This window comes from Streptococcus sp. KHUD_012 (assembly GCF_052588255.1).
Map to the genome: position 1 here is coordinate 1,520,623 of NZ_CP159355.1, position 24,873 is coordinate 1,545,495.

Here is a 24,873-nt window from a genome sequence, read left to right on the forward strand (position 1 = left end):
AAAAGTTAATTGATTCTCCAAAAATTTTCTATTTTTTAAAATGAATCAAAAGTATACCAAAACTTTCCGCTGTGAGAAAAGTGCTAGAAACAGTGATGTTTCTAGCACTCGGGAGTTTTGAAACCTTAGGTTCAAAACTAAGTCATGGAACTTCGTAGAAGTTCGCTGACGTCCGTACTCACCTAAGGAAAGTTTTTAAGATAACTTTGTCTTTAATCTAAAGCTAGGAATGATTTCCTAGCTTTTTTTACTTGATGTCATCTGTCGCTACATCCGTTCCGAACCACTTCTTAGAGATCTTTTGGAATTGGCCCTTTTGATAGAGTTTTACGAAAGCTTCATCAATTTTTTTCTTCAAGGTTTTATCCGCCTTGCGCACCCCTACCGCAAAGGATTCTGTCTCAAAACCGACAGGAAAGACATTGTAGTCTTTTAAAATTCCTTCTGTTTGTAGATAATAGTTGGCATAGACACGGTCGATTAAGAGGGCATCGATCCGATCATTCTGAAGATCGATCAGCGCCTCATTGAAACTCTGGTATTGGGTAGCCTTTTGATTTTTAACCTTATTTTTTAAGATTTTTGGATTGGCTTCAAAATCCATATAGCCGGAAGATCCGGTCTGGGCACCTAATCGTTTCTCTTTCATCCCATCGACTGATTGGATCCCAGAGGCTTTCTTAGTGACCAAGACTTGTTCATTTTTCATATAGGGCTTGGTAAAAGCAACACTTTCCCGACGTTCATCTGTTGCCGAATAGCCATTCCAGATGGCATCAATGGTCCCATTTTTCAGTTCCGTTTCTTTCATATCCCAATCAATGGGTTGCCAGTTGACATGAATCCCATAAGATTCAAAGACTTGATTGGCCAAATCAATGTCAAAATCAGCGTAGCTCCCATCTTTTTGCTCAAAGCCCATGGGAACGAAAGTATTATCAAAACCAATCGTGATGGACTGCTCTTTTTGGTATTTTTGCCAGTTGTCCACTTTAGGATCACTCACTGTCTGTCCACAGGCAGTCAGAAGAGCGAGACTAAGGACACCTAGCAGCCATGGTATTACTCGTTTCATCCTCTCCTCCTATTTAGGCTCAACCTTGAGAAGAATATCCGCAATCGCTTCTGCAAATGGAATATCATGGGTAACAACGATCTGAGTCATCCCCAGTTCACGGTTTTGCAAGATTAACTTCTCAACTTCTAATCGCAATTCTGGATCCAAAGCCGAAGTCGGCTCATCATAGCCAATAATTTCTGGATCGATCATCATAGCACGAGCCAATGCCACCCGTTGCTTCTGACCACCAGATAGAGAGAAAGGATAAGCATCCGCATGTTGTTCGAGTCCCAAACGCTCCAGTAAGCTCATGGCTTTTTTACTCGCTTCTTCCTTAGTCACATTCATGGTCTTAATAGGAGACAAGATCAGGTTTTCCATGACCGATAAATGTGGAAATAATTGAAAATCTTGAAAGACAAAACCGAGAAGATTTCGTTTTTCTAAGGCATCCAGAGGCAAGTTTTCACCATTGTAGATGATCTGACCAGAATCAATGGTTTCAAGACCAGCTAGCATGCGAAGCAAAGTAGTCTTTCCTCCCCAAGAAGGACCAACAATGGCGACGATTTGTTTTTCAGGAACGAGAAGATTGAAATCTGATAAGATCTGCTTATCCCCAAACCGTTTCGAAATTTGTTTTAATTCTAACATATACTTCTCCTCCTATTTATAATATGAAAAGTTCTTTTCAACTCGCTTAGCAATGATGGTCACGATCCCAATGAGGATTAAATAAATAGCCCCCGCTAAAAACATGGGTGCAAGACTGGCATCACGATTGGCCGCCGTCCGACTAGCGAGGATCAAATCACTAATTCCCAGAGCATAGACCAAGGAGGTGTCTTTAATCAAGGACATGACTTCATTGAAGACACTTGGAAGAACGATCTTCACCACCTGAGGTAAAATGATATAGCGAATTGTCTGCCATGAACTCAATTTTAAGACCTTGGCCGCCTCATACTGACCTGTCGGAATTGCGACAATTCCTCCACGGAAGATTTCCGCAAAATAGGCTGCATAATTGAGGGTGAAGGCTGTAATAGCCGCAGGCAAGCGATCAATCCGAATCCCAATACTTGGAAGGACGTAATAAATAAAGATCAACTGAAGCAAAAGAGGGGTCCCTCGCATGATCCAGATATAAATTGTTAGGAGTCCATGCAGGATCTTTGAGCGCAATTGAAGCAAAAAAGCAACGACGATTCCTAATGGAATCGATAAAATCAATACGAAAGCAAACACTTGCAAGGTGAGGCTTGCTCCCTTTAACAAACTTGGTAAAATTTCCAACGCATACTGCATAGCATTCTCCTCCTAAAAAAATATTTAATGAACATCTTACCACAAAAATGGGAAAATAACTAGTTCATCATGATATTTATAAAAAAAAATAGCCTTTCGGCTATTCTTCTACTTTTATAAATCCAAATTTATTAAGAGGATAGAGACGCAGATTCACGACTCCTTCGATCTGATTTTTATGAATATAACCAAACTCACGACTATCTTCTGTATCCCCACGGTTATCATTTAAGACCAGATAAGTATCCGATGGTACACGACCAGCCTTGGTCCCTTTTAACTCTGATAAGAAGAAATCATCCGTATAATACCCATTACTCGTAGGAGCAGCTAGGTGTTTGTTGAGCATTTTATTCAGGTAAGGTTCTGGTGTTGCCTGTCCATTCAAATAGAGGACATCATCTACGTAGCTGACTTCATCGTTTTCTTTGGCAATGACACGTCCAAGGTACTCTTTTCCACCAACCTTGTATAAGACCAAATCACTGCGATCTACCTGAGCATTTCTAGTCGCTACCACAAGATCTCCAGTTTTCACAGAAGCATTGGCCATTTTATCATTGATACTAAATGGATGAAATACAAAGATTCGAAGCAAAATCAGTGCTAAAACCAGTACAGCAACAATGATGACATTTCTAATTAAATCTCTCCTTGGCATGTATGTCTCCCTTCCTTTTTATTTATTATACCATGTTTTTGATCTTTAAAAAAGGGAAAGTAAGCATTAGTGAGAATTCTTGTCAACACACTAAACTAGAAAAAGAAAAACCTCGCGGTCAATCCTTTCGGACCAACCAGCAAGGCTTTCAGATATAATTGTCTATTAACGTACTGTACGGATACGCATTGTGTTTGTACGAACAGCTTCTCCAACTGGTACACCAGCAACGATAACGATATCATCACCAGATTTAACAAGACCAGCTTCAACTGCTTTACGTTCAGCAATTTCGAACATGTCATCAGTTGATGAAGGAGCATCTGTCAACATTGGGATAACACCCCAGTTCAACATCAATCCACGTTCAGTCAATTCGTCAAATGTCAATGCCAAGATATCAGCATCTGGACGGTATTTAGAGATCAAACGTGCAGTGTGACCTGTCTTAGTCAATGTTACAACCAATTTGATATCCATTGAGTTTGTAGCATCTTTAACAGCTGAAGCCATAACTTCTGTCTTAGAGTTACGTTCGAATGAAGCTGGGTTCAAACGACCATATTCTTTCAAAAGTGTTTGAGCGTTCATGTCGATTTTCGCCATTGTAGCTACAGATTCAAGTGGGTATTTACCGTTTGCTGACTCACCTGAAAGCATTGTAGCATCAGTACCATCGATAACTGCGTTGAAGACGTCAGATACTTCTGAACGAGTAGCACGTGGTTTTTCAGTCATTGTTTCAAGCATGTTTGTTGCAGTAATAACAACTTTACCAGCAGCATTTACTTTAGAAGTAATCATTTTTTGGTAAACTGGAACCATTTCAAATGGTACTTCGATACCCATGTCACCACGAGCGATCATGATACCATCAGTAACTTCGATGATTTCATCCAAGTTTTCGATACCTTGTTGGTTTTCGATTTTCGCAAACAATTGAACGTGGCTGTTACCAGTTTCTTCACAGATAGCACGAACTTCTTGAACGTCTTTTGCAGTACGTACAAATGAGATCGCGATGAAGTTGATACCTTGTTCCAAACCGAAGCGGATATCGTCGTTATCGCGTTCAGCAAGGGCTGGGAAAGGAATCTTCGTATTAGGGATGTTGACACCTTTTTGTTTAGCGATGATACCATCGTTTTCAACTTCAACAACGAATTCACGTTTTGCAGCGTCTTTTTCTACAACGCGAAGACCCAATTTACCATCATCAACCAATACTTGGTGTCCAACTTCAACATCATCAAAGATATCAAGCGCACCAGCAACGTTCAAAGCAATCACTTCACGAGTTGATTTGATACCTTGTTTTGTAGCAACGCGGATACGTTCACCAGTCTTGTATGAATATTCTTTAGCTTCGCCTTCGAACAATTCAGTACGGATTTCAGGACCTTTTGTATCAAGAAGGTAACCAACTTTTTTACCAGCGATTTCTTCTGCACGTTTAACAGTCGCCATACGTTCACCTTGTTCTTGGTGGTCACCGTGTGAGAAGTTGAAACGGAAAGTGTTAGCGCCAGCTTCGATCAATTTAGCAATGTTTTGTGCTGAAGCTTCAACGTCAAGTTTTTCAGCCCAGTATCCATCTTCACCGAATTTTTTACCGCCACGGATTTCTACCGCAGGACCTAAAGTTGCAACGATTTTTACACGTTTGTTCATGATATATATGACTCCTTTTTTAATATATCTGTCTTTTTAAGACAAGGTTAACGAATTAATGAAATAAAATTAGATTGAAGACAAGCTACGGTTCAACTCGGCAAGACCAAGATCAGCTTTATGTGGATTGTTTACCACAATCTTACCATCTTCTGTCAAGCTAAAGAGGGCTCCTTCTTCTGCTTTACCAAGGATTGGGTTTTCAACCATTTTTTCATTACGGATACCAACGGCTACACCACCGATTCCTTGTTTCAACAATTTAACAGCGTGTGCTCCCATACGTGAAGCAAGAACACGGTCACGCGCAGTAGGTGAACCACCACGTTGGATGTGGCCAAGCTCAGTCACACGAAGGTCACTTTCATCACCAGCTTCTTTCAAAGCTTTACCAAATTCATCTGCAGACATCACGCCTTCAGCCAAGATGATGATGTTGTGGGTACGACCTTTTGCGTAACCTTCTTTGATGCTCTCAACAACATCTTCGATCTTGAATCCTTCTTCAGGGATGATGATTTCATCTGCACCAGATGCAATCCCTGCCCAAAGAGCGATATCTCCAGCGTTACGTCCCATCACTTCGATAACGAAAGTACGGTGGTGACTAGATGAAGTATCACGGATCTTATCGATCGCGTCCATTGCAGTTGTGACTGCCGTATCAAAACCAATTGTAAAGTCAGTTCCGACGATATCGTTGTCGATCGTACCAGGAAGACCCACAGCTGGGAATCCAAGCTCAGTCAAGCGCATCGCACCATGGTAAGAACCATCTCCACCAATAACGACAACACCTTCGATCCCGTGTTTCTTCAATTGCTCGATCCCTTTTAATTGACCTTCGCGTTGTGCGAATTCAGGGTAACGAGCTGAATGAAGGAAGGTACCACCACGGGAAATAATATCTCCAACAGATGAGGCGTCAAGGGGCTGAATTTTACCAGCAACCATTCCCGCATATCCATCATAGATACCGAAAACTTCCATTCCTTCTGAAATTGCTTGACGAACAACTGCACGGATGGCAGCATTCATACCAGGGGCATCTCCACCACTAGTTAAAACAGCAATACGTTTCATTTCGTTGTTTGCTCCTTTTTTTCTTTTACATTCTACGTAATTATAACACAAAGAAGACTAAAATTCTCGTATTTTTCGCAGTTTTTACCGATAAATCGTTTTCATAACGAGATTCTTTAATTCATCTTCCAATTCTTTGTTTTTCTGGACGGTATAGCCCTTCAATTGAAGAGTTTTTTTCTCGTCTTCATAGCGTAATATCACAGGATATGGGCCCGGATATTTTTTCAAGATAGAAAGAATCGTTTTATCCTGACGATGATCGAGCAACTGGATCCAGAACTTTTCATTGGTCGCTAGTTGTGCCTCTGCTAGAATCATCTGCAAGCGCCCATCACGCTCTTGTATCTTCCCTGTCAAGTAATAAAAGCCATCTTCTTTTATCAAGGAAGAAAATCGATTGTAGGTTTCAGGAAAAAGGGTCACATCCAATTTTTTCTTAGTATCACTGACTTGTAAGAAAGCCATGAGGTCGCCCGACTTGGTTCGAATGGTTCGAATGTTTTGTACCTCAATGAGAATGCGTGCCTGCTCTCCTTGTATCAGTTGAGAAATTGGTTGGATCTCGTAGGGACTCGTTTGTCCAATTGCAACCAATGGGTGGGTACTGAGCCCGATGCCAATAATAGCCTCTTCCTTATCATATTTTTCAGCCTGGCTAAAGTCCTCTGCTTCTGTCCAGGAATAGTTAGAATCTGCAAATAAACTACCTAGCTCATCAGCAAATACAAACAAATTCGGCAAATTGTGAAGCACCTTGCGCCTATTTTTTTCAAAAATATCAAACAATCCAAGCTCCACTAAAGGTGTTAACAGAGGTAATTTATGATACTGATTGGGTAGGCGTAAAATAAAATCTTCGACACTTTCAAAGGGACGATTATCAATGATCCAATACGCTAAATCTCTTGGGAGTCCCTTGATATTTTTCATGCCCAAGTAGATTTTCCGATCCTGGAACTTATCCCTGTAAGGGATGGTATTGATGGATAATGGCGCGACTTTAAAATCAAACTGGAGAGCATCTGCTAGATAATCGCTGCTCGAATAATTGAGCATGACATCAAAGAAAACATCTGGATAATGGACCTTGAAATAGGCCATCTGAAAGGCCAAGGCAGAATAGGCATAGGCATGGGAACGGTTAAACCCATAGCCTGCGAATTTTTCCATGATCGCAAAGACCTCTTTGGCTTTTTCTTCCGTATGTCCAAGTTTAAGAGCACCTGCGACAAAATCGTCTTCCATCTTGTGCATTTCAGCTGCATTTTTTTTGCCCATAGCCCGACGTAAAATATCGGCTTTTCCCAGGCTAAAACCTGCAAAACGCTGGGCAACCTGCATGACCTGCTCTTGGTAGAGCATGATCCCATAAGTGGGCCTTAAGATTTCTTCAATAGCTGGATCTAGAATCTCAACTTTTTCTTGGCCGTGCTTTCTTTTGACGAAATTATCAATGTAATCACTAGCCCCTGGACGATTGAGAGAGGTGGTCGCTACCACTTCTTCGAAATGATTGGGTCTCACTCGTCTCAAGAGGCGAATGGCTCCAGCCTGTTCAAATTGGAAAATCCCCTTGGTATCCCCAGCAGCAAACAAGGCCAAGGTTTCTGGATCTTCTAAATCAATGGCTTCAATCACGATCTCTTCTTGGTACTTTTCATAGACGGCTTCCTTCATTTTCTGAACAAAGGTTAAATTTCGCAGACCCAAAAAGTCCATCTTCAACAGACCATTGGCTTCAACCGCATGAGCATCATACTGGGTGACAAACATGTCTTCTCCATACTTGAGAGGAATGTGATCCGTCAAATCCTGGTCACTCATCACAACCCCAGCCGCATGGATAGAGGTCTGCCTTGGTTGGCCTTCAATTCTTTTAGCAATTTCAAAGCCACGCTCAAATTCTGCTCGGCTATGAATCACTTGTCGAAAAGCTAGATTCTGTTCATAAGCTGTCGTCAGTGTATCCCTAAAGCCAATCCGCTTGGTAATGGAGGTCAATTCATACTCAGGTACCCCAAAACGTTTGAAGACATCTCGAATGGCTTGTTTGGCCCCAAAGGTTGAAAAGGTCACGATCTGAGCTGCATGGTAACTCCCGTAACGGTCTCGCACATAGCGGATAAATTCTGGACGATAGATATCAGGAATATCAATATCAATATCCGGCATGGTGTAGCGCTCCACATTTAAAAAGCGCTCAAAGAGGAGGTTCTTCTCCACAGGATCAATCCCTGTAATCCCTAGGGAATAGGCTACCAGTGAGCCTACAGCAGACCCACGTCCCATTCCCATATAATAGCCTTGACTCCGTCCGAAACGAAGAAGGTCCCAGACAATCAAGAAATAATCATCAAAGCCCATTTGGTGAATAATGTCTAATTCATGCTCCAGACGTTCTTGATAGACCGGACTGGTCAAGTTCTTTCGAAGGAGACCCGCTTGGGCTAATTCTCTTAGTTCCTCAACAGCTGGTTTCTGGGGATTGAAGCGAGGCAATTTCAACTGGGTATCAATATCATATTGAATCCCTTGGACAAGGTTTTCCAGATTTGTGATAGCTTGCGGAAATCGCTCTGCAAAATCATTCTTTAAATCCTGAGGAGTTTTTAGGACTGTTGTAGAATCAATTGGCCCTGTTTCTGTCAAGCTTTGATTGTCCTTGATGGCTGCCAGCATCTGCATGGCTTCCACATCCCCAGCCTCAAAAAATCGAACGGTATGAAGAGGGAGCACAGGGTGGCTAAACTCTTGGACCGGCGTATCCGCAAAAACTCCGATGAAGTAATCTAGACCAAGTGGCAAGTCTCCACTAGCAAAAGGCGCTGGGACAATGACTGCTACTCCTTCTGTTAGGTGCTTCACATCCTCCCAATTGCTCTTCCCCATCATTTTGACGGTCGACATCTTCATCAGATTCTGGTAGCCCTTCGTTGACAAGGCCATCATCCGAAACGGAATTGTTTCATTGTCTACCTCTAGTCCAATTTCTAAACCTACCAAGGGGCTGAGTTTTTGGGCCTGACAGGCTTCGATAAATTCATAAGCACCATATAAATTATCTACATCCATGATTCCCAATGCGTCATACCCCATACTTTTAGCCACTTGGACATAGTCTTTTATGGTCACAAGGCTTTCCATAAAAGTATAGACTGATTTGGTATCTAGCTGTGCAATCACTTTTTCTCCTCCCTCACTTGTCTATTTTTGGGACTCTTTTTTGTACAAAAAAACACCACTGCTACACAATGATGTCTCAACAACGGAAGACATGGGATTCGAACCCACGCACGCTTTTACACGCCTACCGCGTTTCCAACACGGCCTCTTAAGCCTCTTGAGTAATCTTCCATGAATAAAAATATGGAGCCGGTGGGAGTCGAACCCACGTCCAAACACCTGCCAGCATATTTGTCTACAACCATAGGTTATGTCTTATTTTAACAGCTACACGACACATAACTCAAGCCCTGTACCTGCGAGTCTATCAATCTCTTATCTAACTCCTAGACAAAGCTAGATCGTATCTCGCTAAAATTAAGACCTGTCATCAAACACGAGCGATTCGAATCGGGTCACGCCTGCTGGTGTTTAGGCAGCTAAAGCGTAAGAATTATTATTTTTTGCAGTTATATTTAACTGGCGTTTTACATCCGCTAGATGAGTTGCAAAATATGCCTCATAATGCCTGTCGAATCCGTAACGACCCCAAAACGAATACAATTAGTATATCAAAATGTAGCTAAAAATGCAAAAGAAAAAAATTGAACAAGAAGGCTTCCACTGGGGAGCTCCTTGTTCAATTAACTGTTTTTATTGAAGATTCAACTTATACTTGCTGATATAGTGAATGGTGAAGTACATAGAAACAATCTTGATGACTTCATAGATGAGGCCTGGGATGAAGTTAGGTCCAAAATCATCAATATTTCCATAAACCAATGCATAGCCGACAGCATATGAATCTTTTAATGGGTTGACTGCTGTACCAATGATACTTAAAACAATGCACAAAAGAAAGAAAAACAGAATAGCCTTAAATCCACGACGATTTTGGAAGAGTTGGCCAAGTGCGATCGATACATAAAATAGTAAAATTCCTGAAGCTGTGGTAAAAATCCACCAAACGATAATCCAATAAGCAATAGAATGACTAAAAGCCTCAGCAATAATACTAAATACAGGAGAGAGGTCTTGTCCAATGACAGCACCCATCACAATAATTGTGATAAAACCACTCAAAAATAGAAGGAATAGGCAGTAAAGACTCGCTACTAAAGCTCCCACAAATTTAGACAAAATGATCGCATGCGGGCTAGCTGGAAGGGTCCAGGTCAAGTAACCTTCACGTCCGTATAAGTTGGAATAGAAACGACGGATAATAATATAGTAGTTGCTAAGATAAAGACCAATGACTCCTCCAAAAATGAGAATCCCAAGAGTCCCTGTTATGATTTGCATACTATTGGTTTCCATATTCACAAAACCGTTTGTAGCACTTCCACCGATAACACCTGTAATCACTGACAAACCTAGTGCGATCAGGGTGATCAATAAATACCACTTAGCTGTCGATTTAAATTCATATTTTAATAATTTACCAAACATGGGTTCCTCCTAATAAACACGGAATTGATCACGGAAGATCTCATCGATTGATTTTCCGTGTTGATTACGCAAAACAGTCGTATTTTCATGCAAGAGGATTCTTCCTTGGTTGATGAAAATCGCTTCATCCAAAACTTGCTCAATATCCGCAATCAAGTGAGTAGAAATCAAGACAGAAGAATTTGGACGTCTGTTTTGAATAATGGTCCGCAAAATATAATCACGCGCTGCTGGGTCGACCCCACCGATTGGTTCATCAAGGACATACAAGTCAGCTTCACGACTCATCACCAAAATCAATTGTACCTTTTCCTTGTTCCCTTTTGAAAGGCTATTCAATTTTTGATTTGGATGCAAATGCAAATCGTTGAGCAATTGGTAAGCTCGTTGGACATTAAAATCTGCATAAAAATCTTGGAAATAGCTAATAGCATCACTAATTTTCATATTTTCATTCAGATAAGTCGTATCTGGCAAATAGGAAACAACTTTTTTAGAAGCTGGGGATGGTAATTGCCCATGAATATAGATATTTCCAAGGCTTGGTTGCAATAAACCATTAATCAATTTAATGATGGTTGTTTTCCCGCTACCATTAGGCCCCAAAAGGCCAATAATACGGCCAGGTTGGATGTTCAAACTAACATCCATGAGAGCAACTTCATGCCCATAATTCTTTGTTACATGGTCCAAGTAGACCAAAGGATACTGATTCATGTAAATCTCCTTTATTTTCTATTTATGCTATTATACCTTGTCCTCTTGATGATTGCAACTTTATCTGAAAATTTGCTAAGAATTTGTAAATGCTTGTTCAAAAAAACAGGGATAAACAAATCAGAGGTTAGGGAAGCCCCAACCTCTGATGTGTTTTGATGAATAGAATTTTTAACTAATTCCAAGTGCGATCCGTGCATAGCGGCTCATCTTTTCAACCGTCCAAGCAGGGTACCAGACCAACTTCACATCTACAGATGTCACTTCTTCTACTTCTGCTAAAACATCATGAATCTGATCTGTCAGAAGATCCGCTAATGGACATCCCATGGTCGTTAGGGTCATATCAATGATGGTTGCTCCAGTTTCACCGTCAAAATGGATCTCGTAGACAAGACCTAAATTGACAATATCAATCCCAAGCTCAGGATCGATTACCTCTTCCAAAGCATTTAAGATTTTATTTTTAATTTCTTCAATTTGCTCAGTTGTATATGCCATATGACTTCCTTTTTTTACTATTTTACTCTTGATAGAATTTCTTGGCTCGGGTTAAAAAGGTCCCCCGGACCTGGGTCGCTTCTTCATTTCTAGGCGACCGTTAAAAAGGTCCCCCGGACCTGGGTCGCTTCTTCATTTCTAGGCGACCGTTAAAAAGGTCCCCCGGACCTGGGTCGCTTCTTCATTTCTAGGCGACCGTTAAAAAGGTCCCCCGGACCTTTTTAATCCTCTATAAAGTCACGCAATGGTTTGCTTCTGCTTGGGTGGCGGAGTTTGCGAAGGGCTTTGGCTTCAATCTGACGGATCCGCTCACGGGTCACGTTAAAGACTTTGCCCACATCTTCCAAGGTCCGCATTTTTCCATCATCCAAACCGAAACGAAGGCGCAAGACGTTTTCTTCCCGGTCGGTAAGGGTATCAAGGACTTCATCCAATTGTTCACGTAGTACTACCCGAGTGGTGTAGTCCACTGGATTTTCAATTACTTCGTCTTCGATGAAATCTCCCAAATGGCTATCGTCTTCTTCCCCAATTGGTGTTTCCAAAGAAACAGGTTCTTGGGCAATTTTCAAGATTTCACGCACCTTATCAGGCGTCATATCCATGCGTTCAGCAATTTGTTCAGGTGTAGGATCTTGTCCCAATTCTTGCAAGAGATTGCGTTGCTCACGAACCAACTTGTTAATGGTTTCCACCATGTGGACAGGAATTCGAATAGTACGGGCTTGGTCTGCAATGGCACGAGTGATAGCCTGACGGATCCACCAAGTCGCATAGGTAGAGAACTTGAACCCTTTGGTATAGTCAAACTTATCAACGGCCTTCATCAAGCCCATATTTCCTTCTTGGATCAAATCCAAAAATTGCATTCCACGACCTACGTAACGTTTCGCAATGGAAACAACCAAACGAAGGTTGGCTTCTGCCAAACGTTGCTTAGCTTCCAAGTCTCCTTGTTCTACCAAGATGGCCAATTCTTGCTCCTCTTCATTGGTCAAAAGAGGAACGACCCCAATTTCTTTCAAATACATCCGCACAGGGTCATTGACCTTGGCAGAGTTACTTCCAAGCAATTCCTCATCTGACAATTCTGGTTCTTCTTCGTTGTTTAAGACACGGGCACTTGGATTTCCATCCTTATCTGTGATTGAAATCCCTGCATCCTGAATCCGTTGCAAAAGATCTTCAATACCGTCGGCATCCAGTGTGAAAGGAATAACCAACTTGTCATTAATTTCATCATCTGTTGCAGTTCCGCTTTGCTTGTGGCTACGAATAAATTCTGCAATTTGAACATCCAATGTTGTAATATCTTTTTGTTCTTTAGCCATTCCTACTCCATTCTTCTTTTTTGAGCGATCAAACGCTCGAGTTCCAATAAAGCTGTTTCCGCATCCCCAGTTGAGGAAGCTTCTTTCACTTTATTTCCAATTTGTTGACTTTCTTTGCGAAGGAGCTCACGACTTCTTGTCGCTTCTACTTCTTCGAGTTCACCATCCGCTATCTCTTCTGGTAAATCTTCTTCTAACATGCGGTACCAGGCATGCTGAACCCCTTCAGTTTGCTCGGACAAATCCTGCGAAGTAACTTCCCCATTTTGACAGAGTAATTGATACAAGATCTGAAGCTCGGGTGTATCAAAGGAAAAATCTGGTCGTAATCGATAATCATTCAGCACCATGGGAAAATCCTTCATCCTACTCAACAGATGATTTTCTGCCTTGATCAAGCGCGTCATCCCACGATTCGGCAAGAGATCTACTGAAAAATTCGACGTTTTTGCGCACCCACTCGTTTGAGCCTCTTGCCGTTGATGCAAGCGACTATTATTCACAATCTGCTCAATCTGCAAATAATCAAAGTCTGGTAATAAATCAGCCAGTTTGTAAATGTAGGTATTTTGCGCGGTAATGGAGCGGGTCTGGGCGATCATCGGTGCCAACTTTTCGACAAACTCAATTTGCGCCTGCAAGTTCTCAATATACTGGGGTTTCCAGTAGTGCATCAAGAATTCAACCTTACTGATCCGAGAATTCTTTAAGAGGCCTGCTAGATCTTCAGGGGAAGTCTTTTTAAGATACTCATCTGGGTCCATCTGATCCGGAATACGGACAATCTCTAGTTCCAGATCCTGCAAAACCTCCAAGGCCTTAGCTGTCGCTTCAAGTCCAGCCTTGTCCCCATCATAGGTCAGAATCACTTTTTTAGCAAAACGAGACAAGTGCTGGACATGCTCTGGTGTCAAGGCTGTCCCCATAGAGGCGACTGCATTTTCAATCCCAGCTCGATAAGCCGCAATGACATCCATAAAGCCTTCCATGATATACATTTCATGTTGCTTTTTGGCACTCGCCTTGGCTTGATCCAAATGATAGAGTTCATAGCTTTTATTAAATAGTCGGGTACTACGACTATTCTTATACTTGGCTTGATGACTGCCATCCTCCGTCATTTTCCACAACCTACCAGAAAAGGCAATGACACGTCCACTATCATCCGTCAAGGGAAACATGATCCGATCCTGAAAGGCATCAAAAACCGTCCCAGCATCTGAAATCGTAAACAAACCAGAATCCGTTATAACCTTTTCAGAAAACTTCTCAGATAGATTGCGATAGAGATAATTTCCTTCTGCTGGTGCTAAGCCCAATTGAAAATGTCGGATGACCTCATCCGTCAGACCACGTTCATGCAGATAGTTTCTCGCTTCTTCCCCCATCTTAGTCGTCATCAAAATCGCCTGATAAAACTTACTAGCTTCCTGATGAATCTCATAAAGTTCTTGGTTTGGATTGATAGACGTTGATTGAGCCGGCCTTGCCTGATACTGAAGCGAAATCCCTGCTTTTTCTGCTACAATCTGGACTGCATCCATAAAGGCAACTCCCCGATAGTCTTCAATAAATTTAAAGACATCCCCAGAGCGACCACAACCGAAACAATGGTAAAATTGCTTGTCCTCAACGACATTAAAGGACGGAGTCTTTTCTCCATGAAAAGGACAAAGGCCTAAAAAATTACGACCAGCCTTGGTCAAAGAAACAACTTCTCCAATGACTTCAACAATGTTTACACTGTTTTTAATCTCTGCAATTAGATCTTTTTCAACCATAAACAGTGCCTCCATTTTACCATAGATTATCACTTTATATTTTATACTAAAAGTTAGTAAAAGTAAATTTTTTCCTACCGATTTCACACTCAAAAGAAAAGATTTTCACCCTTTATCACTAATTTTTAAAAAAATTGTGCATATTTCTTGTCAGTCTAACTATTTTCCGTTATACTATCATAGTAAAAAATTATTATGAAAGGACATATTTAGGATATGTTAAAAGATTTGAAAGATTTTCTCCTTCGTGGGAATATTGTTGACCTTGCTGTTGCAGTCGTTATCGGAGCTGCATTTGGAGCTATCGTAACATCATTTGTTAACGATATCATTACTCCACTTATTTTGAACCCAGCTTTGAAAGCTGCTCGTGTTCAAAATATTGCACAATTGTCATGGAACGGTGTTGCTTACGGTAGCTTCTTGAGCGCTGTGATCAACTTCCTTGTTGTTGGTACTGTTCTTTTCTTCGTAGTGAAAGCTGCAGAGAAAGCTCAAAACCTTGGTAAAAAAGAGGAAGCTGCTGAAGAAGAAGCTGCTGCTCCTACTCAAGAAGAGTTGCTTGCTGAAATCCGCGACTTGCTTGCAAACAAATAATCAGATAAAAAGATCCGATCTTCTAGCTAGAAGATCGGTTTTTTTGTCTTTAACGGATGATAAAAACAAAAAACAGACCGAAGTCTGTTCTTGTATTCAATTAGAATTTTTTACGTTTACGAGCTGCTTCTGATTTACGTTTACGTTTTACAGAAGGTTTTTCATAGAATTCACGTTTGCGTGTTTCTTGAAGAGTACCAGCTTTAGTAACCGCACGTTTGAAACGACGAAGAGCATCGTCAAGAGATTCATTCTTACGTACTACTGTTTTTGACATATTTTTCACTCCCTTCAAGCCTAAAATCTTAATCATTTTATCACACTTTAAGGACGCTGTCAAGATCTTTTGAAACTTTTCTAGCCCTCCTAGCCTTCATATCATTTCTTTTTCCAACTTTTTCATTCTTCCCATTTTATGATACAATGGAAACAAAGAAAACCCTGAAGGAGATACTATGTCAGAAATTTATGATATTACAATTGTTGGAGGCGGACCAGTTGGTCTGTTTGCTGCTTTTTATGGCAATATGCGCCAAGTAAAAGTCAAACTGATTGATTCCTTACCTCAACTGGGAGGGCAACCAGCTATTCTCTATCCAGAAAAGAGTATCCTCGATGTACCTGGCTTTACCAATTTGACTGGTGAAGAATTGAGCAACCGCTTGATCGAGCAAGTCAAACGGTTTGATACACCGATCTTTCTCAATGAAACTGTAGAGGATATTCGAAAAGAAGGCGACCTCTTCACCATCACTACTTCTCGCCAAGTGCATCAGTCTAAAGCAGTCATTATAGCCATGGGCGGTGGTGCCTTTAAGCCACGCGCCCTTGACATTGAGGGAGCTGAAGACTTTGATAACGTCCACTATCATGTTTCGAACATCCAACAATATGAAGGACAGCAGGTGACCGTCCTTGGTGGTGGAGACTCTGCTGTAGACTGGGCTCTTGCTTTTGACAAGATTGCTCCAACTACGATCATTCATCGTCGGGATAACTTCCGTGCTTTAGAACATAGTGTAGAAGAACTCAAACAATCTTCTGTTAGCATCAAAACACCATTTGTTCCTAGCCGCTTGATTGGCGAAAATGGTCATGCCACTCATCTTGAAATCACAAAAGTTAAAACCGATGAAACCGAACTCATTCCGATTGATCACTTATTTGTCAACTATGGCTTTAAATCTTCAATCGGAAACTTGAAAGAATGGGGTGTAGAATTGCAACGCCATAAAATCAAGGTCAACCAAAAACAAGAAACCAGCCTTCCTGGAATTTATGCTTGTGGAGACTGCTGCTTCTATGAAGGAAAGATCGATCTCATCGCTACAGGTCTGGGGGAAGCTCCAACAGCCGTAAACAATGCCATCAACTACATCTATCCAGATAAGAAAGTCCAACCAACCCACTCAACTAGTTTATAATAAAAAAGGCCTTTGGCCTTTTTTAAATTGAAGTCAAACTATTTTAAGTTAATCGATTCTGCAAAGAAGTAAAAATGAGTTCCTATTTTTAGTATGAATCAAGAAAATACAAAAACTTTCCGCTGCGAGAAAAGTGCCTGAAACATTACGTTTCAGGCACTCGGGAGTTTTGAGACATTAGGCTAAAAACTAAGTCATGGAACTTCTATGAAGTTCGCTGACGTCCGTACTCACCTAAGGAAAGTTTTTAAAAAGACTTTATCCTCATTATGAAAGGCCTTTGGCCTTTTTTATTTGTCTAAATCGTCTGCGATCTTATTGATCTTACGCAAGCGGTGATTGACGCCGCTTTTTGAAATAGGTTGTTGCAAGCTATCTGCGATCTGCTGGATGGAATAATCTGGATGGTTCATCCGGATATAGGCAACTTCTTGCAAGTCACTTGGTAAACTCCCTAGGCCGACCGTATCCACAATTTTACTAATATTATTAATGGTTTTCATGCTAGCTGTGACTGTGCGCTGAATGTTGGCCATCTCGGCATTATTGGCCCGATTGAGGTCATTGCGCGTCTCTCTCATGACCTTGATAGACTCAAATTCCTGCATGGCTTGCATGGCCTCTACTACAATGAGAAAATCAATAATATCTTCCGCTCGTTGCAGATAGGTCACCACTCCTTTTTTCCGCTCGATGGTTTTCGCATCTAGTAAAAATCCTTGCATGAGAAGGGCAATTCCTTCCGCGTGGTCTGTATAAACAGAATGAATTTCCAGCTGGTACTTCCCTTTTTCAGGATCCTTGATGGAACCACTCGACAGAAAAGCCCCCCGGAGATAAGCACGACTAGCTGCTTCATCTTCTAAAACACTAGCATCAATACCTGTTTCAATCCCAAAGAAGGCATCTGCCAAATGCAAGTCAGCTAGAATCTCTTCCACCTTCTCATCCAAGAATACTGTGTAAACACGATTTTTTTTCAAATTGGTTTTTTGGTGGTGGCGGATATCCGATTTGGCCTCATAGAAATGATGCAACAATTCATAGATATGGCGAGCGATCTTGGCATTTTCTGTCGTCACTGAGAGCGTCAAGCCCCCCATTGAAATCCCAAGACTTCCAGACATCTTGATAATGGCAGCCAATTCACTCTTTTCAAATCGCTTGAGAGACAATAATTCTTCTTTGACACGAACCGTAAAACTCATTTTCTCACCTGCACGATCTGCATCAACTCTTCGACTACTTTTTCGCCATCATGAAAGGCTCCTCCATTGACCAGCTTCAAGAAATCAGAAGAAATCACTTGGGGAACTTGCGAGTGCAGCCCCTTAAAATCGTGCTCTACCTGCACCAAGTATTCATCAAATTTATTGCTGTTCATGTAAGCTGCGGGAACCTGATTGATATTGACAAGGACGGTATCGATGAACTTCTCTCCCAAATGTTTATGGAGAACGGCAACGTGGTCACTGTCTGTGAAATGCTCGGTTTCTCCTCTTTGGGTCATGATGTTACAAACATAGGCTACCTGAGCCTTGGTTTCAAGGATGGCTTTCCCAATCTCATCGATCATCAAATTTGGAAGGATCGAGGTAAAGAGCGAACCAGGACCCAAGACGACCATATCACTTTCAAGAATAGCTTCCACCACTTTCTTACTAGCTTTTGGACGCTCTTGATCGAAGGTATTGGTCACATAGACATGATCAATCATGCCGGTGTAGTTAGCAATGTGGCTTTCTCCTACCACTTCTTTTCCATCTTGAAAGACGGCATGAAGGGTCAAGGGACTATCACTGGAAGGATAGATCTTGCCGGTCGTATGAAAGAACTTGGTTAACAACTGCATGGCATTATAGGTCGAGCCTTGCATCTCTGAAATCCCTGCAATGATCAAGTTTCCCAAAGGGTGGCCAGCCAAAGGGCCATCATCGTCAGCAAAGCGGTATTGAAAGACCTTCTCATAAAAACGAGGCATATCTGACATGGCAACCAGCACATTTCGAAGATCCCCAGGTGGTGTCAATTTTTGGATGTTCTTCCGCAATTCACCTGAACTCCCACCATCATCTGCAACGGTTACGATGGCAGTAATATCGACCGGTTTCTTTCTCAGACTATCGAGGATAACAGAAATCCCTGTTCCTCCTCCAATAACGGTTACTTTAGGTTTTCTCATGAGCGATTCACCGTTTCTTTCCGTCTGTCCTTGTCTCTATGACTGCAATTGACCTGCCAATTTTTTTCTAAATCATGCGCTAAACGCTCTGCAAAGGCTACTGAACGGTGTTGCCCACCGGTACAGCCCATAGCGATGGTGAGAACGGATTTACCTTCTCGTTTATAAGACGGTAAAATAGGAACGATCAAGTCATGAAGGTGACGATAAAAGTCCTCTGATTCAGGGTGATCCATGACATAATCATAGACTGCTGGATCCTGACCGGTTAAATTCCGAAGTTCCAATTTATAGTAGGGATTTGGAAGAAAACGAACGTCAAACACAAGGTCAGCATCTATCGGAAGGCCATATTTAAACCCAAATGACATGACCTCAACCCGAAAATCTGGCTGATTATCTTGACTGGCAAATTGTTCTGCGATCGTTTTTCTCAGGTTACGAGGCGTCAACTCAGTCGTATCCACCACATTTTGACTGATATTTTTTAATGGTGACAAGAGTTCGCGCTCTAGGGTAATCCCATCCAAGACACGGCCATCTGCCGCTAGTGGGTGACTACGACGGGTTTCCTTGTATCGTGCTACCAACTCACTGTCAGTGGCATCCAAGAACAAGACCTTGAAATCGAGGTCTTCTTGGTTGTCCAATTCATCCAAAATGGTGCGAATTTCATTGAAAAAAGAACGGCTCCGCATGTCCACAACAACGGCTAATTTATTGTTATCCGGGCTATGACGCATGAGCTCAATAAATTTCAGCAAGAGCGCCGGTGGCATATTATCGATGGTAAAGTAACCCAAATCCTCAAACGATTGGATGGCGACGGTCTTTCCCGCACCGCTCATCCCGGTTACCATGACCAGTTGAATCTTACTTTCTGTCATTTTCTCCTCCCATAAATAAAACAGAGTGGCCTACAGTTTCCTGCTCTCCACTCTGTCTTTTTGTCTTTGAATGGTTATTAGGCTTTGATTTCCGCAATAACTTCAATTTCAACCTTCACATCACGTGGCAGGCGTGCTACTTCAACAGCAGATCGAGCTGGAAACTCTGTGGTAAAGACTGTTTTATAGACCTCATTAAAAGGTACAAAGTCATTCATATCACTTAAGAAACAAGTGGTTTTCACCACGTGGTCAAAGTCTGTCCCAGCCTCTTCCAAAATAGCCCCAATATTCTTTAAGACTTGTTCTGTTTGTTCTTGGATGGTTTCGCCAATGATTTCTCCTGTTTCAGGTGACAAGGGAACTTGTCCGCTTGCAAAGAGAAGATTACCTACGATTTTCCCTTGAACATAAGGTCCGATTGCTGCGGGTGCTTTATCTGTATGAATTGTTTTTGCCATAGTATTCTCCAAGTCTATTTACTTCTGCTGGTTTTCTTTTGCTAATTTTTCCCTTTGTAAGCGCAATTTGCGCTTAGGATTTAGCGTATTAAAGAGTTCTTCTAGTTTTTCAGCATTCCAAACATCGGCTGCTGAAACAAAATTTCCATTTTCATCTCGAAAAGATATTGGTTTATCTCCCACTGAAAAAGCCTCACTTCTTATTTGGAATCCTTGATCCGCTGGGGATCTATCCTAATCTACAAACTCAAATTCAAATTTACCGATCCGGACAATATCGCCATCTTTTGCCCCACGCGCACGGAGAGCTTCATCAACCCCCATGCCACGCAATTGACGAGCAAATTTCATGACCGCTTCATCACGATCGAAATTCGTCATATTAAAGAGTTTTTCAAGTTTTTCACCAGACAAGACCCAAGCGGCATCGTCATCCCGACTGATGTCAAAGGCTGGCTGGTCTTCATCAAAGCCATAGTAGACTTCTTCTTGGGCCATTTCGTCTTCTGAATACAAGAGGAATTCTGGCGTTTTGTCTAACAATTCTGCTGTTGCTTCTAACAAGTTGTCCAAACCTTGATGCGCCAAACTAGAGATCGGGAAGATCTGTGGCAATTCATCAAACTCATCGTAATTGGACGCCAATTTCTTCTTGAACTCTTTCAAGTTTTCTTGGCTCTCTGGCATATCCATCTTATTTGCCACGATAATCTGAGGTCGCTCCATCAAACGAAGATTATAGGTTTCAAGCTCTTTATTAATTTGAACATAGTCTTCATAAGGGTCGCGTCCTTCACTCGCCGACATATCAATAACATGCAAGATAACACGGGTGCGCTCGATGTGACGAAGGAACTGGGTTCCGAGTCCGACTCCTTGGCTAGCTCCTTCAATCAATCCAGGAAGGTCTGCGACTGCAAAGGATTCACCTGACGGTGTCCGAACCATGCCCAAATTTGGAACGATGGTTGTGAAATGATAAGCTCCAATCTTTGGTTTGGCTGAAGTGATCACACTGAGAAGGGTTGATTTTCCAACAGAAGGAAAGCCAACCAAACCAACGTCTGCCAAGACCTTGAGTTCTAATTCGAGTTCGCGTTCCTGACCAGGCTCCCCATTCTCAGAAATCTCTGGGGCTGGATTTTTAGGAGTGGCAAAACGAATGTTTCCACGTCCGCCACGGCCACCGTGGGCAACAATGTACTCTTGTCCATTCTCGACTAGGTCCGTAATGACCTTGCCAGTCTCAGCATCTCGGACGGTCGTTCCTTGCGGTACTCGCACATAGAGATCTTCTGCTCCCCGTCCGTGCATCCCTTTGGTCATTCCTTTTTCCCCATTTTGGGCTTTGAAATGCCGGTTATAACGGAAGTCCATCAAGGTACGCAAGCCTTCGTCTACAACGAAGATGACATTGCCACCACGACCTCCATCACCACCCCAAGGTCCGCCATTAGGGACATATTTTTCACGGCGAAAGGCCACCATGCCATCGCCGCCATTTCCAGCCTTGACCTTAATCTTGGCTGTATCTAAAAACATACTCATAAATAGATGATTTCCTTTATTTCTGCGTGCGTCTTAGTAAGAAAGAGCACCAATTGCGGTTGCAAAGATTGCACCAACCGTTACAATCAACATAATCACAATGACAACCATCGTGATCATTTCAAATGGTGTTTTTTTACGTTTTCCGTTATCTCCAAAAGCCACTTCTAATACCTCGATTACTATAAATTCATTAGCCCTATTTTACCACGAAATAGGGGATTTTTCAAATCGAGCCTACACAAAAAGACCAGACAGAAGTCTGATCTTTCATTGATCATTTTAAGAATCTTTTTTTACACGTAAAATACCAACCGATAGAACTGCTAGGAAGACACCCATGATAAGAACCACCGGTGTCATCTTTTCACCTGTACTTGGAAGAACTTTTTTCTTACCAGGTTTTGGGGCTTCTTCTTTAACAGAAGATGAAGATGATTTCAATGAAGAACTTGATGTGGATATTGAGTTCGATGTAGAACTGGAACTCGTTGAAGATGATGAACTTGATGAAGAACTAGAACTCGTTGAAGATGATGAGCTTGATGAAGAACTAGAACTTGATGAAGAACTAGAACTTGATGAAGAACTAGAACTTGATGAGGAGGTTGAGCTAGATGTCGGTGGCGTTTGATCTTTCTCACCTAATCCCTCTCCGGTTCCTGATTCCAATCTCACCTCACGGGTTAAACTACGCGGTGCTGGGAAATTGGTTGCCGTCCATGTTAATGTATTATGGACAATATCACCGACTTTAGTTCCAGGAGCTACTTTTGTAGAATATTCAATATACATTGGCCAATTGTAATTATCACCAAATTCAATTGTAAAACCTGTGATCTTTCCATCTGCATTCTTATCGAAAACAGCTTTTTTAGTAAAGTTATCTAGAACTGGGAGACTCAAGATCTGAGCTTCGTTCTTGATCCCACCTTGTACAGGAGCATAGCGAACCGCACGCAAGCTACCTTCAACTAAAGTTAAACCATCTCCGAACTGGTCTTTAATAACCATTCCACGAAGCATATCTTGGCGGGCATTTAAGATAATTCGCCATTTAATAATGGTTGGATCAGACTTATCTTGGTAGCCATATTTCATCTCATAGTCTCCAGCTTCTCCATCAGTCTTTTCATAATTCAATGAAAAATCTGTATTGCCTAGTTTAAATTGGATTGGGGATGTTTTAGTGACCACTTCTGAGTCTACTTTTACATCAAAATGCAAGGCAACTCGCTTGTTAAGTGGATGAGATGCGAAATAATCATTAAAGGTAACGGTCACTGTTTTCTTACCTGTATCAACGACAGCTTTCCCCACAGTTTGACCATTTGATTGGCCTTCCTCAAGAACATTGAATTCCAATGCTGTGTAGAGGGTTAATTCTTTTGGTAAGCTAATTGTTAAAGTATCACCAGCTTGAATGGCTTGCGAATCAGGGAAGGTCAAAGAAATGCTTGCTGACAATTTTTCATTCGTCAACACCTTGCTGCCATTCGTTAAAGGATTGCCATCTTTCGTTAAGCGTGCTGTCTGTGTATAAGACGAGACTTCAGCGGCCTGAATTGTTTTAGTCAAACCAGCTGTGAATAGAATCGTTAGCACTAAGACAAGTGACCATACAATTTGACGGACCTGTTTCATAAATTCCTCCTCTGCTCGCCTGTTTGCGAGCTATTTTTTATAGATTTAAAGACCAATTTCTGCTTGGACAACTGCAGCAATGGTATCCACATAGTAATCGACTTCTTGGTCGGTAGGAGCTTCTGCCATGACACGAAGGAGGGGTTCAGTTCCACTTGGACGCACGAGGATGCGTCCATTTCCTGCCATTTCCGCTTCCATTTTTTCAATGATTTCACGAATAGCAGGCACTTCCATCGCCTTGTCTTTCATGCTATTTTCAACCCGGATATTGACCAGTTTTTGTGGATAAATGGTTACTTCAGCAGCCAATTCAGATAATTTCTTGCCGGTTTCTTGCATGATTTTTGTCAATTGAACGCCTGTTAATTGACCATCACCTGTTGTGTTGTAATCCATGATGACTACGTGACCAGATTGTTCACCACCAAGATTGTATCCTGACTTGCGCATTTCTTCGACCACATAACGATCTCCAACAGCTGTGATTTCTTTTTGAATTCCCTTCGCATCTAATGCCTTGTGGAAGCCGAGATTGGACATGACGGTTGTGACGATCGTATTTTTTTCGAGCAAGCCCTTGCTTGAAAGATAAGAACCGATGATGTACATGATCTTATCTCCGTCAACGATTTCTCCATTTTCATCAACAGCAATCAAGCGATCGCTGTCTCCGTCAAAGGCAAGACCAATCGCTGCACCTACTTCTTTGACTTTCTCTTGCAAATGCTCTGGGTGAGTAGAACCAACCCCATCATTGATGTTCAAACCATCTGGGTTTTCACCGATGACAGTCAATTGAGCTCCCAAATCTGCAAAGATTTGACGGGCACTAGTAGAGGCTGCACCATTTGCTGTATCTAAGACTACGTGCATGCCCTCGAGTTGGACGCCTGTCGATACAAGGAATTCTTGATACTTACGCAAGCCTTCTGGATATTCCATGACTGTTCCTAAACCTTGGGCACTTGGACGTGGAAGCGTATCTTCAGCAGCATCAAGCAAGGCTTCAATTTCAAGCTCGCGATCGTCATCCAATTTGAAGCCATCACCACCAAAGAATTTGATGCCATTATCCAAGGCTGGATTGTGGCTAGCAGAAATCATAACTCCGGCGCTGGCTTTTTCCGTACGAACTAGATAAGCGACACCTGGTGTTGCAATCACACCCAACTTGTAGACGCGAATTCCAACAGATAAGAGGCCAGCAATTAAGGCATGCTCTAACATTTCACCAGAAATACGTGTATCACGTCCAACAAATACCAAGGGCGTTTCTTCTTCGTGTTGGCTCAAGACATAGCCACCGAAACGGCCTAGTTTAAAAGCCAATTCTGGCGTTAATTCTACATTTGCTTCTCCACGGACACCGTCCGTTCCAAAATATTTACCCATTCTTTATT

At 41.9% G+C, this 24,873-nt stretch carries 24 protein-coding genes, 1 tRNA gene and 1 other RNA gene; 2 read left to right on the forward strand and 24 right to left on the reverse strand.

Annotated elements, in window-relative coordinates; translation table 11 throughout:
• Positions 1-247: 247 nt before the first annotated feature.
• The 14 genes from ABVF55_RS07360 to dnaG form a co-directional block, all read right to left on the reverse strand.
• Positions 248-1,075: an amino acid ABC transporter substrate-binding protein gene (locus tag ABVF55_RS07360; RefSeq protein ID WP_445285143.1), complete on the reverse strand. Its 828-nt coding sequence runs from the start codon at positions 1,073-1,075 to the stop codon at positions 248-250.
• 9 nt (positions 1,076-1,084) lie between these two features.
• Entirely contained in the window at positions 1,085-1,714 is a 630-nt protein-coding gene (locus ABVF55_RS07365; RefSeq protein WP_445285144.1) for an amino acid ABC transporter ATP-binding protein, read from the reverse strand.
• A 12-nt stretch (positions 1,715-1,726) separates the two neighbouring features.
• A complete protein-coding gene (locus tag ABVF55_RS07370) occupies positions 1,727-2,368 on the reverse strand; it encodes an amino acid ABC transporter permease (protein ID WP_023917742.1) in 642 nt (213 codons plus the stop codon).
• A 100-nt stretch (positions 2,369-2,468) separates the two neighbouring features.
• Positions 2,469-3,029 carry a signal peptidase I gene (gene lepB, locus ABVF55_RS07375; RefSeq protein WP_214255159.1) on the reverse strand — a complete coding sequence of 187 codons (561 nt, stop codon included), beginning with the start codon at positions 3,027-3,029 and terminating at the stop codon, positions 2,469-2,471.
• A gap of 165 nt (positions 3,030-3,194) precedes the next feature.
• Positions 3,195-4,700: a pyruvate kinase gene (pyk, locus tag ABVF55_RS07380; RefSeq protein ID WP_013903352.1), complete on the reverse strand. Its 1,506-nt coding sequence runs from the start codon at positions 4,698-4,700 to the stop codon at positions 3,195-3,197.
• Positions 4,701-4,769: 69 nt separating this feature from the next.
• Positions 4,770-5,783: a 6-phosphofructokinase gene (gene pfkA, locus ABVF55_RS07385; RefSeq protein WP_021152956.1), complete on the reverse strand. Its 1,014-nt coding sequence runs from the start codon at positions 5,781-5,783 to the stop codon at positions 4,770-4,772.
• A gap of 84 nt (positions 5,784-5,867) precedes the next feature.
• Positions 5,868-8,969 (reverse strand): DNA polymerase III subunit alpha, encoded by a 3,102-nt coding sequence (locus ABVF55_RS07390; RefSeq protein WP_445285145.1) that lies wholly within the window; start codon positions 8,967-8,969, stop codon positions 5,868-5,870.
• Positions 8,970-9,052: 83 nt separating this feature from the next.
• Positions 9,053-9,140, reverse strand: a tRNA-Ser gene (locus ABVF55_RS07395).
• Positions 9,141-9,150: 10 nt separating this feature from the next.
• Positions 9,151-9,499, reverse strand: a transfer-messenger RNA (tmRNA) gene (gene ssrA, locus ABVF55_RS07400).
• Between the two features lie 103 nt (positions 9,500-9,602).
• Entirely contained in the window at positions 9,603-10,397 is a 795-nt protein-coding gene (locus tag ABVF55_RS07405) for a hypothetical protein (protein ID WP_303469321.1), read from the reverse strand.
• 9 nt (positions 10,398-10,406) lie between these two features.
• A complete protein-coding gene (locus ABVF55_RS07410; RefSeq protein ID WP_003006546.1) occupies positions 10,407-11,114 on the reverse strand; it encodes an ABC transporter ATP-binding protein in 708 nt (235 codons plus the stop codon).
• Positions 11,115-11,285: 171 nt separating this feature from the next.
• On the reverse strand, positions 11,286-11,615 hold the full coding sequence (locus tag ABVF55_RS07415) for a metal-sulfur cluster assembly factor (protein ID WP_004220168.1): 330 nt from the start codon (positions 11,613-11,615) through the stop codon (positions 11,286-11,288).
• A gap of 221 nt (positions 11,616-11,836) precedes the next feature.
• Positions 11,837-12,946 carry an RNA polymerase sigma factor RpoD gene (gene rpoD, locus ABVF55_RS07420; protein WP_285308018.1) on the reverse strand — a complete coding sequence of 370 codons (1,110 nt, stop codon included), beginning with the start codon at positions 12,944-12,946 and terminating at the stop codon, positions 11,837-11,839.
• Positions 12,947-12,948: 2 nt separating this feature from the next.
• A complete protein-coding gene (gene dnaG / locus ABVF55_RS07425) occupies positions 12,949-14,727 on the reverse strand; it encodes a DNA primase (RefSeq protein WP_445285146.1) in 1,779 nt (592 codons plus the stop codon).
• A gap of 216 nt (positions 14,728-14,943) precedes the next feature.
• Between dnaG and mscL the strand changes: the two genes are divergently transcribed.
• Positions 14,944-15,324 carry a large conductance mechanosensitive channel protein MscL gene (mscL, locus tag ABVF55_RS07430; RefSeq protein WP_414325258.1) on the forward strand — a complete coding sequence of 127 codons (381 nt, stop codon included), beginning with the start codon at positions 14,944-14,946 and terminating at the stop codon, positions 15,322-15,324.
• A 100-nt stretch (positions 15,325-15,424) separates the two neighbouring features.
• Here mscL and rpsU read toward each other — a convergent pair whose 3' ends face one another.
• A complete protein-coding gene (gene rpsU / locus ABVF55_RS07435) occupies positions 15,425-15,601 on the reverse strand; it encodes a 30S ribosomal protein S21 (protein WP_000048054.1) in 177 nt (58 codons plus the stop codon).
• A gap of 178 nt (positions 15,602-15,779) precedes the next feature.
• On the opposite strand from rpsU, the gene ABVF55_RS07440 reads away from it, so the two are divergent.
• The gene (locus ABVF55_RS07440; RefSeq protein ID WP_049490569.1) at positions 15,780-16,748 is read left to right on the forward strand and encodes an NAD(P)/FAD-dependent oxidoreductase; all 969 of its coding nucleotides are present in this window, start codon (positions 15,780-15,782) and stop codon (positions 16,746-16,748) included.
• Between the two features lie 290 nt (positions 16,749-17,038).
• On the opposite strand, the gene whiA is transcribed toward ABVF55_RS07440, so the two are convergent.
• From whiA to glmM, 9 genes are all read right to left on the reverse strand, one after another.
• On the reverse strand, positions 17,039-17,956 hold the full coding sequence (gene whiA, locus ABVF55_RS07445; protein WP_049474808.1) for a DNA-binding protein WhiA: 918 nt from the start codon (positions 17,954-17,956) through the stop codon (positions 17,039-17,041).
• Positions 17,953-18,930, reverse strand: a complete 978-nt coding sequence (locus tag ABVF55_RS07450) for a YvcK family protein (RefSeq protein WP_003017791.1) — start codon at positions 18,928-18,930, stop codon at positions 17,953-17,955. Before ABVF55_RS07450 ends, whiA begins: the two co-directional genes overlap by 4 nt.
• Positions 18,927-19,817, reverse strand: coding sequence for an RNase adapter RapZ (gene rapZ / locus ABVF55_RS07455; protein WP_009732574.1), 891 nt, complete (start codon positions 19,815-19,817; stop codon positions 18,927-18,929). The genes ABVF55_RS07450 and rapZ overlap by 4 nt, the downstream gene beginning before the upstream one ends.
• A gap of 77 nt (positions 19,818-19,894) precedes the next feature.
• A complete protein-coding gene (locus ABVF55_RS07460; RefSeq protein WP_003006514.1) occupies positions 19,895-20,278 on the reverse strand; it encodes a RidA family protein in 384 nt (127 codons plus the stop codon).
• Positions 20,279-20,296: 18 nt separating this feature from the next.
• Positions 20,297-20,461 carry a hypothetical protein gene (locus ABVF55_RS07465; RefSeq protein WP_003006512.1) on the reverse strand — a complete coding sequence of 55 codons (165 nt, stop codon included), beginning with the start codon at positions 20,459-20,461 and terminating at the stop codon, positions 20,297-20,299.
• A gap of 51 nt (positions 20,462-20,512) precedes the next feature.
• Positions 20,513-21,826 carry a GTPase ObgE gene (gene obgE, locus ABVF55_RS07470; RefSeq protein WP_009732573.1) on the reverse strand — a complete coding sequence of 438 codons (1,314 nt, stop codon included), beginning with the start codon at positions 21,824-21,826 and terminating at the stop codon, positions 20,513-20,515.
• Positions 21,827-21,859: 33 nt separating this feature from the next.
• A complete protein-coding gene (locus ABVF55_RS07475; RefSeq protein WP_003011566.1) occupies positions 21,860-21,991 on the reverse strand; it encodes a DUF4044 domain-containing protein in 132 nt (43 codons plus the stop codon).
• A gap of 117 nt (positions 21,992-22,108) precedes the next feature.
• Positions 22,109-23,470, reverse strand: a complete 1,362-nt coding sequence (locus tag ABVF55_RS07480; protein ID WP_445285147.1) for an Ig-like domain-containing protein — start codon at positions 23,468-23,470, stop codon at positions 22,109-22,111.
• A 45-nt stretch (positions 23,471-23,515) separates the two neighbouring features.
• On the reverse strand, positions 23,516-24,865 hold the full coding sequence (gene glmM, locus ABVF55_RS07485; RefSeq protein ID WP_129824250.1) for a phosphoglucosamine mutase: 1,350 nt from the start codon (positions 24,863-24,865) through the stop codon (positions 23,516-23,518).
• Between the last annotated feature and the right edge of the window lie 8 nt (positions 24,866-24,873).